This is a genomic window from Azospirillum sp. OGB3, assembly GCF_014192915.1.
Taxonomy (GTDB): domain Bacteria; phylum Pseudomonadota; class Alphaproteobacteria; order Azospirillales; family Azospirillaceae; genus Azospirillum.
In genome coordinates this window covers 1-8,463 of record NZ_JACHYN010000047.1, presented here as the reverse complement: position 1 = coordinate 8,463, position 8,463 = coordinate 1, and the positions used below count along the sequence as shown (strand labels likewise).

The 8,463-nt window shown below is 63.1% G+C and carries 14 protein-coding genes; 11 read left to right on the top strand and 3 right to left on the bottom strand.

The window, feature by feature from the left end; all coding sequences use genetic code 11:
* Window positions 1-108: 108 nt before the first annotated feature.
* The 3 genes from FHW79_RS31980 to FHW79_RS31970 form a co-directional block, all read right to left on the bottom strand.
* Window positions 109-867, bottom strand: coding sequence for a hypothetical protein (locus FHW79_RS31980; RefSeq protein WP_183182641.1), 759 nt, complete (start codon window positions 865-867; stop codon window positions 109-111).
* Window positions 868-908: 41 nt separating this feature from the next.
* Complete coding sequence (locus FHW79_RS31975) at window positions 909-1,130, bottom strand: hypothetical protein (RefSeq protein ID WP_183182640.1); 222 nt, start codon at window positions 1,128-1,130, stop codon at window positions 909-911.
* 177 nt (window positions 1,131-1,307) lie between these two features.
* Window positions 1,308-1,511 carry a hypothetical protein gene (locus FHW79_RS31970; protein ID WP_149650955.1) on the bottom strand — a complete coding sequence of 68 codons (204 nt, stop codon included), beginning with the start codon at window positions 1,509-1,511 and terminating at the stop codon, window positions 1,308-1,310.
* A gap of 530 nt (window positions 1,512-2,041) precedes the next feature.
* Here FHW79_RS31970 and FHW79_RS31965 point away from each other — a divergent pair.
* From FHW79_RS31965 to FHW79_RS31915, 11 genes are all read left to right on the top strand, one after another.
* Window positions 2,042-2,560, top strand: a complete 519-nt coding sequence (locus tag FHW79_RS31965; RefSeq protein WP_183182639.1) for a hypothetical protein — start codon at window positions 2,042-2,044, stop codon at window positions 2,558-2,560.
* A 13-nt stretch (window positions 2,561-2,573) separates the two neighbouring features.
* On the top strand, window positions 2,574-3,110 hold the full coding sequence (locus FHW79_RS31960) for a hypothetical protein (RefSeq protein WP_183182638.1): 537 nt from the start codon (window positions 2,574-2,576) through the stop codon (window positions 3,108-3,110).
* 47 nt (window positions 3,111-3,157) lie between these two features.
* The gene (locus tag FHW79_RS31955; protein WP_183182637.1) at window positions 3,158-3,457 is read left to right on the top strand and encodes a hypothetical protein; all 300 of its coding nucleotides are present in this window, start codon (window positions 3,158-3,160) and stop codon (window positions 3,455-3,457) included.
* 70 nt (window positions 3,458-3,527) lie between these two features.
* Complete coding sequence (locus tag FHW79_RS31950; protein WP_183182636.1) at window positions 3,528-3,890, top strand: hypothetical protein; 363 nt, start codon at window positions 3,528-3,530, stop codon at window positions 3,888-3,890.
* Window positions 3,891-3,993: 103 nt separating this feature from the next.
* Window positions 3,994-4,437: a hypothetical protein gene (locus FHW79_RS31945; protein WP_183182635.1), complete on the top strand. Its 444-nt coding sequence runs from the start codon at window positions 3,994-3,996 to the stop codon at window positions 4,435-4,437.
* Window positions 4,434-4,844 carry a hypothetical protein gene (locus FHW79_RS31940; protein WP_183182634.1) on the top strand — a complete coding sequence of 137 codons (411 nt, stop codon included), beginning with the start codon at window positions 4,434-4,436 and terminating at the stop codon, window positions 4,842-4,844. Before FHW79_RS31945 ends, FHW79_RS31940 begins: the two co-directional genes overlap by 4 nt.
* Window positions 4,841-5,410 (top strand): hypothetical protein, encoded by a 570-nt coding sequence (locus FHW79_RS31935; RefSeq protein WP_183182633.1) that lies wholly within the window; start codon window positions 4,841-4,843, stop codon window positions 5,408-5,410. The genes FHW79_RS31940 and FHW79_RS31935 overlap by 4 nt, the downstream gene beginning before the upstream one ends.
* Window positions 5,411-5,473: 63 nt before the next feature.
* On the top strand, window positions 5,474-5,692 hold the full coding sequence (locus FHW79_RS31930) for a hypothetical protein (protein WP_149650947.1): 219 nt from the start codon (window positions 5,474-5,476) through the stop codon (window positions 5,690-5,692).
* Window positions 5,693-6,165: 473 nt separating this feature from the next.
* Window positions 6,166-7,314 carry a hypothetical protein gene (locus tag FHW79_RS31925; protein ID WP_183182632.1) on the top strand — a complete coding sequence of 383 codons (1,149 nt, stop codon included), beginning with the start codon at window positions 6,166-6,168 and terminating at the stop codon, window positions 7,312-7,314.
* A 170-nt stretch (window positions 7,315-7,484) separates the two neighbouring features.
* Entirely contained in the window at window positions 7,485-7,961 is a 477-nt protein-coding gene (locus FHW79_RS31920; protein WP_183182631.1) for a DUF411 domain-containing protein, read from the top strand.
* 25 nt (window positions 7,962-7,986) lie between these two features.
* Window positions 7,987-8,463 (top strand): hypothetical protein (locus FHW79_RS31915; RefSeq protein ID WP_211108590.1); only part of this gene is annotated, 477 nt, incomplete at its 3' end.

The window sequence follows — 8,463 nt, the reverse complement described above, 5'->3', positions numbered from 1 at the left end:
CGGATGTCCACTTCGGCATCGACCTATCAACCTTGGCGCGGCTGATCGAGGAGGATGCGATTTGACCCCGGATCAACCCGATTTTCCGGAGAGCCCAAATATGTTGGCTCATGCGACAGCTTGAGCGACTCGTCTCTCCAATAGACGGTCTAACGTCAGAGACAGGCGCAGCCGAGCTTCATCATCCGTGACGCGCTGTGCCGGAGCCTGGGCCTTGGCTAAGGCACGTCGAATGTCCATGCCGGACACCCGGAAGCCACGGGCCTGGAACTCGTCGGCAATCTCGAAGAGATGCATGCCCTGCTCGGCAGCGGCCTGGATTTCCGGAAAGGCTTCGGTGATGGCGGCGCGCCCGATCTCACATGCGTTGCCAGGAGCAGCAATGGTAAACCGCTCCTGTATGGGGGTATCGTCGAGAATGACCCAGACGACGGTTGCGAAGGCAACGATGAAGCAAAGGCCGGCGGCCGTTTCGTGTCCCATTCCAGCAAAAAGCGCACCGCTCAGGATCACGGCAGTAGATGCTTCTTTGCGATGGCGATACAGCCAATCAGCAGTCAAGAAGTTGTGGAATTTCGCGGCGCGAATAATGGTTGGTGTACGGCTGCGCATGCGCTCCTCGCGGGGCTCGCCCGCCCACTCAATGGCAATGAGCACAAGGACGAGAGGCACGAAGTACTCCGGATAGGCGAACACGCCCCATTGCAGTAGAAGAACGACAAGGCAGGTCAGCATCAGCAATCCGCCCCAGCCACGTCCACGGATTGCAGCCACCAAACCCAGAATGGCGCCTATCCAGAAGCCCACGCTCAAGACCGTGTGGAGGCTGTCTAAGGAGGCGTAGAGGTGTGCGAATGGCTCGGTCAAGGCGGGCTCCTTTGTTGGTGGGCGAATCGGCTCAGCTCGTTTCAGAAGCCGGGCACGTCAGCCCTGGCGATCAGCGCGCCGGTCGCGTCGATGAGAGTCCAGCGGGTGAGGTCGGGGCCGGGATCAGCGGCGGTAGTCGCCTCAACGATCAGCACGGCGGCGCGCTGCGCATCCTTGATGTCGAAAGCGGGACCGGTAGGGTGCTTTCGCGTCGCGGTCTTGATGAGTGCTTCCGGGTCGGTGATGCGGTCGAATTCATACACGGTCGGCACTTCCTCCCTATTGAGCCGTTTGAACAGGAGATTCGCCTAAGCGGTCGCGATCGGGAGCAAAGGCGATAAGCCGCAACATAACTCGCTCCTATTCGGAAAACTCTTATGGCGGCATTTGGAATGTTGGTTAAACCAATCCTGGCGTTGGGAATCGGGCGCTGACGGTGGTCAACACCCGGTGCCGAACCGCTCGCGGATAGCAGACTTGATCGACCGGGGAAGCGGGATCGGTGCTAGCGTTATAATCGCCGCTCCCAACACGCTGAGGCCCACAATGCCGAGAGCGGTCGTTTGTAGAGCAGCACTCAGCACCAGCAGGATGAGGGCCAACAAACACAGCAAGGCTGGAACTTTCAGCTCGAACACGAGCATCGTCATCCTCTCGGTTGAATTCGGCCAGCCTTGCTAGCGCGATCAGCAATCTACCAGCGCACCCACGACTCTCGCGCCGCCGAAAGACGATGATTATTATCGTCTTTCGGCACTATCCCTGGAGCACTCGGGAGCGCCGCGTTGATGACGGAGGGCTCACGCGACCATGGTGGTAGCCATCGCGGCCATCCTACCGTTGAGGGGCTCGACCCTCAGATACAGCGCCTTCCCTCTGGTTTCAACTGAGGCGGCAGAGAGAGCAGACAATTGAGAGCCCTTGGTCATACCCAGACATTGAAACGAGCGTTAGGTTGGATTCATGCTCATTGTCTTTCTATGACATTAAAGAAAGCCCTCTTCGTGCGTGATAACCGATGCTGAGGGATGTGTGTTTTGAGTAATAGCCTATGGCAAGCGAGATTTATTATTGAACATCGTACAGGGTGCATGTATCGTGGTCTTGTTCGGCGCTGATGGCAGCGCTTCCTGATCGGCCTCCCCACCGACCGGGATCAATCGAGAGGTGCATCATGTCCGATTATATGCCTGCGGCCATTTTCATCGGTGGTCCGCTCCCCCCTTCCCTCCGTGTCTCGCTGGCCCAGGCCATCGCCGAACAGGGCGTCGGCCTCGACTACGGTGAGGGGCCGTTGCTGCAAGAGGAGATCCTGACCCTGATCGATGAGGCGATTCAGTCGGGCGAGACGCTCCGCCTTTGTGACGCTGAGGCGGCGAACGGCCAGTTCGAAACGCTGGAGACGTTCTTACGCTCGCATGGCGCGACCTACAAGCGCACGTCCGACGCCAAGTATGAAGCGGATGGACAGGCGGTCCTGTTCGACGGGTCCAAGATCATCGCGCACAAGGCGGACCAGCGCGGCAAGGTCACTGTCGCCTATCGGGACATCGACCGGGCGATTGCCGAGGGGCGCTTCGAGGCGCTGCTGGCCGAACTCCGACTGGTCGAGGAAGGCCTGCCGCCGCTCACCGATGCTCCCGAGCCCGCCGCGTCCGAAACGAGCGCCCCGGCGATCTCGCTGGCTGCTTAATCGGGAGGATGCGATGAAGACGCTATACGCTCACCACGCCACCACGATCGGCCTTGTCGCGGACGATCCGACTTCGGAAACTGCATGTCTCGCCATTGGCGATGTGTCGGAGGCAGCGTTCAAAGAGCACAGCTGTCCCGGCAGCTTCTTCGCCTTCGTGCCACAGGACGACCGCGCCCGCGTGATGCAGGCCCTTGGCCTGTCCCCTGAAGCTTTGGCCGCGGCCTTCGCTCAAGCTCCGGCCATGCGCGATCTGCTGCTGGAGATGGAGGGCCGGATCGCGGCCTTCTCTGATATGTGCGGCTCGACCCAGCACACGGACATCGCCGCGGTCTGGGAACTTCTGGACGGGTTCCGTAACATGATCGGCGCCACGCTGGGCAAACGTGGGCCGGTGGACGGCGAGGCGCGGCGGCATTGCGTGCTGGCCGAGCCCGATGCTGCTGTTCAGGTGCAAGCAGACCGTCTGACCGTGACCGTCAAGCGCGCCGACGATGGGGTGTCGGTCTATGTGACGGGCCCCGATGGCGGCGACATCACGTCCACTTGAGCGATGTTCTCCGATGCGGCGGATGGCTTCGAGCGGGAGGCGGCGTGATGGCGAAGATCATCGACCTCGACTGTCTCATCCAGGCTGCCCGCGAGCGGGGTGTACCGGGCGTTGAAGAGTGCGTGCGGGTCATCGAGGAAGCGACTTCGGCGCTCGCGGAGGAGGTGGCGCAGCGTCTGGGCATCGTCAGCACCGGGGCGACCATCGACGCGGGCGGCTTGCTGGCGACCTTCTACGCCACCAACGCCTCTCAGCCCTGCCCGGAGTTAATCGACGCGGGAGACGCGGAGGGTGAGTGGCACCCGCTACCCGCTCATCGTTCGGCAGCCGAGGCTCTCGCCCATTGAGCAGCCGGGACGGCGAGCGCGCCTTGCCGTCCCTTCTCCTCCCCTTCTCCCGCGCCAGAAGGACGACGCCATGCGTGGCGAGCATCACCACCTGACGTATCGGGATCGCTTTCGGGGGGCCGACAAGGACATCGAGATCCAGGCAAACCACACGCGCCGGAACCGGATGCCCCAAGGGCACGAACTTTCCCGGCAGTTCATGCGGGGGCAGGCCTTCCGCATGATCGAGGAGGAAGAACGCTCCTGGCGCATCATCTTTGGCCGTGCGTGCGTCGGTGTGATCCGCGAGAATCCGAGCGGCTCCTACTCCTGCGGGATGTTCAACGAGCCTGCGCATCGGTCCCCGAAGAGCGCTCTGCGCCGCTTGGCCTGCCAAGTCCTGCGCATCGACCCGAACGCCGTTCAGGACGACGGCGCGAAGCTCCCAAGGTGAAGCCCACACGGTGACGTTCAGCGGGGCCGACGATCGGGCTTTCCACGACACCCTTCCGCTAACCCAACGGGGCTGCCAGGGAGCGGCCCCCAACGAGGACACTATGAGCGCCAATCTCCCCCCTTTCCTGCCGTCGAAGTCCGACTTAGAGGCCCTGACGCCGCACCTCCTGGCTGGGCTGGTCGTGATCGGCCTGACCAGGACCTCGGTGACCGTCGAGGACTTTGGCGGCGCCGAGTCCAGCTTCCAGATCAGCATCGACGGGCACATCTACGTGCGCCCCTACCTTGGCGAATGCGATGGCGCTCCCGCCGTGCTCTGGGCCGTCGACGCCATCCGCTACACTCCCGCCACCCGACAGGCGCCAGCGGACGCCGAAGTGGCGGTTGTCGAAGACGGACTCCGGGGCGCCTTTCCGGCGCTGCGGCGAGTCCTCCAGGTCGTCACCGACGACATTCTCGAACGGGCGGCCGATACGGTCGCCATCGGCCTAGATCACATCGCTCACCGGCGCCAGACCACGCGGATCGGGGCGCTTGCGGCGTGAGCAAGGTGACCGTCGCAGAGATGGCCGCCCACGTTGCGCAACTCTGCGAGACGCACGGCATTGTGTTCGAGGAGCATTCTCGCGGCGGTCGCGCCTTCCGCAGGGAGCGCCGGATGAAGATCCGCCCGGTGAAGTCGGCGGCCTCCTATGCCGTGGCCCTGCACGAGGTCGGCCACATCCTCGGCCGCCGGCAGTCTCAGACCCGCTTGTGCAGCGAGGCTGGGGCATGGATGTGGGCCAGAGAGCACGCGCTGGTGTGGTCGCCTGTCATGGAGCAGAAGCAGCGCGCGAGCCTTGCCAGCTATTTGCGCTGGGCCACGCGCCGATCCAAACATGTTTCCCTGCCCAAGCCTGAGGACCCATTCTGGACGCTGTTGGGCCAAGCTGCACCGGAGGAGTCGGCGTGACCATCCCTTCCTGCCGCCCAGGCGAGACGACAGCGGCCAACGCCGAGAGCCTCACCACGATCCACAACAAGGCGCGGCTCCTGAAGATCGGCGCCACCCAGGAACCGCTGTCGAAGCATGTCGACGAAGAGAGGGCCTACGGCACGTGGATCGCGGTGCTGCGCGCCGAGGGCGCTTGCCGTGTGACCAGTGTCCGGCTGGGCAGCACCGTCGAAGGGGGTGACGAATCCCCCCTTGAGCGAACTCTCGCCTTCACGTTCACGTTGGCGGAGTTCGGTGTGGCGCTCGGGGGAATTGCGGAGGATGCAAAGGTCTTCCGGCAGCAAATCCACGCATGCGCCGAGTGTGGCCCCGCTGACTTGGAAACCGGGTTCCGCTCGGTCCGTGACGGATGCCCGGCCTATGGCGGCGAGGGGCGCGCGTCACGATCTTCACGCCGGCGTCTGATCCCGACGCCGGATAGGGCGGATCCGTTCTGCCCATTCCTTCTTTGCCGTTGCGGCGCAGCAGCCCCACGGCGCACATATGCCCTCTGCACGCTTCCGCGCCGTGCTCGACGCCTGTAGACCGGCTATATGCCGAGCGCGGCGACGTGCCCATGACCACGACCAAAGCAGTCTGATAGCCGAATGTTCATGCTCTCCGAAGATGACGCGCTTGCCATCCATGCGGCTCACCAGGAGCGAGGTGAATTGGCCGCGGCGGTGGAGCTGCGGCGGCGCTTTCTTGGCATAACCAGGAATGACGAGGCGCTCCGCGTCGTGCGTCTGATCGCGGCGCGCCTGGAGGTGACCGATGCCAATGCATCGGACGGGCGCGGCCTGCCGAAGCAAGGGAGCCCATCCTGATCCGTTGAATCTGCCCTGCTGTTCCTGACTGGGCCGGCACCCGGTCAGGAACAGAGGCGGGGGCCGGGAGTAGAACCGTCATGGTCACACCGTTCAGCGGCTTCTTGAGGTTCATGCGCTCAACTACGCGATGACGCGTGGCATGCAGGACATTGCCCGCACCCGTCCTTGCGGACATAAGCCCGTTCCCCGCATCGGTCGGCGTTGGCGGGATAGCCGTGCTCGTGGGCGCGCGCTTCGACCGGCGGCGCGTCCACTGCTACCAGCGTTTGTGGCCCGCCGTCCAGCGAGAGGATGTAGTCCTCCAGCCGATGTCCGAGCCGGAATTTAAAATAGCCGCGGCGCCGTCGGCATTTGACAATAACACGCGACCGGTGGAGCAAATAAAGAAGCCAAATTCGGGTGTTTTGTGCTTGGCGTAATGCGCCCTGTACGATATCATTGTGCCGTTCCCCCAATGCACAGAGTTTCCGATGATGGTCGAGATGATCTTGGGTCTGCCTCACCTGCGCAAAGGTCCTCTCCTGTCCCGCGCTCGTGAACTCGGCGCTCCGGTGCTGGTCAGCGCCAATGCATTTGCGGTGTACCGGAAGGATGATCTGGGCATTCCGTACTTCAACGGCTTTGACGGAAGCTGCTTTGCCAATGCGACCGGTATCCGCCTTCAGCTTGACAGTGGCGGATACTCGGCCATGAAGCAGTATTCGGGGTGGCCCTGGGGGCCGCAGGAGTATATCGCGTTTGCCAGCTCCTTACCGGTGGAGCGGTTCTACAGCATGGATTATTGCGTAGAGCCGGAAGTGGCTGGCTCGCCTACCGAGGTCCACGACCGTATTTCCCGCACGGTGCGCCTCAATGTGCTCTGCCGGAACCTGGCCATCGAGGCTGGCTCCGTTGCGCGCTTTGCTCCCGTGGTGCAGGGTTGGCTTGCCTCGGATTACGGCCGCTGCATTGAGCGCATGCCGTGGCTGTCTGAGCATTCCGTGGTCGGGATTGGCTCGTTTTGCCGACGGCAGCCGCACGGCCCGAATGGCGTCCTCCAGATCCTCTCGCATCTGGATCGTTGGCTGCCGGCCAACTGTCGCGTTCACCTCTTCGGCTTGCACGGTGAGGCCATGGAGCTGTGCCGCGAGCACCCGAGAGTTGTTTCGGTTGACAGTCAAGCTTGGGGTAAGACGGCCCGCTGGGAAGCCTTCCACATCCGGCGCGGCACTCAGCAGGGCGGACGCAGGACCGATAAGGCTCAGATCCCCCTTCCGCTGCCCGGCATGGAGCCGGACGCTCCCGTCGCGGATCCGGATTTCAAGAAAACGGACGCGTACTGCGCCGAAGTCATGACCGGCTGGATGGTCCGTCAGACCCGGCGCTTGAAGAAGGGCGGGTTCGTGTTCCAAGAGGCCCTTCCAATCCTCGCTCCCGCCACCGCGACGCCGAGGACCCCTTTCGAGGCCTGCATCGAGCGGGCGAAAGAAGAGATCCGCCAGCTCATTGAGGACGGTGAAATGGAGCACGACCAGATCACCGAAAACCTGATCCTGGGATGGGCCGCGGACCTCTTGGACGATACGGACGCTACCGGCCAAGCCCTGGATGCGGCCTGCGCTCTCCCCTTGGCTGCCTGATCGCGCCGCCAGAAGGGCCGCGATCCCAAGTCTGTGCGTGCCTCTCGCCGGGGGCCGCGTCCGTTGACCCGCCGAAAGGCGACGAACATCAGTGTCTTTCGAAGGCGAGAGCAGCGCCCTTAACGGTTTAGTCTCCCCGGAACATGAACAACCCATTCAACAGGTGCATCATGATCCACATCGAACGGCGTCGCCTCCTTCGTGGAGGTCTCGCCTTCGCCCTCACCGGCACCTTCGTCCCGGTGGTATGGCGGCCATTTGCTGCTGACGCCAGCGTGCCCGAACTGCGGGTCTATCGCGATGCTTCCTGTGGCTGCTGCGGAGCCTGGGTGAAGCGCATGGAGGTCGAGGGGTTCTCGGCCGCCGTTATCACAATCGATGATCTTCCGCGCAAGAAGGTTGAACTCGGTCTGCCGGCATCGCTCTGGTCTTGCCATTCCGCGACGGTTGGCGGCTATGTACTTGAAGGGCACGTCCCGCCCAGCTCCGTCAAGCGCCTGCTTTCCGAGCGGCCCAACGTCCGCGGCATTGCGGTGCCCAACATGCCCATTGGCTCGCCGGGCATGGAGATGGGTGGGCGGAAAGAGACTTATGCGGTGATGATATTTGCGGAAGGCGCAAATCCCGCCGTGTGGGAATGGCATTGATGTCCGGCCAGGAGACTTGGACCCTATGAGGCTGATTCAGCTCGCCGCCGTATCCGTCGTCATTCTCGGGCTAGCGGCGTGTGCACGCTACCCGCTTGGCATGTCGGAGGCCGAGTTCAGGGCGCTGACCCCCGAACAACAGCTTCAGGCCCGCACGAAGCAGGCGGATCTGGATGTGGCTGAGGAACGTCGTCAGGCTGAACAGCTTGCTGTACAACGCCAGGAGCGGGCAGCGTATATGGCGCGGTTCTATGCTGGCAGGGCGTTTGCCACACCGATGCAGCCTTGGATGGGTGCGGTTCCCTACCCAGTACCAGGTCCCGGTGTCTCGGTCGCCAGTCCCTACTCGCGCGTCGTCATCATGGGCGGCCAGGTGAACGTGCCAGTTGGGGACGGCCTTGTCAGAACGGCTCTCCGGAAAATCGGGTTGATCCGGGGTCAAATCGCATCCTCCTCGATCAGCCGCGCCAAGGTTGATAGGTCGATGCCGAAGTGGACATCC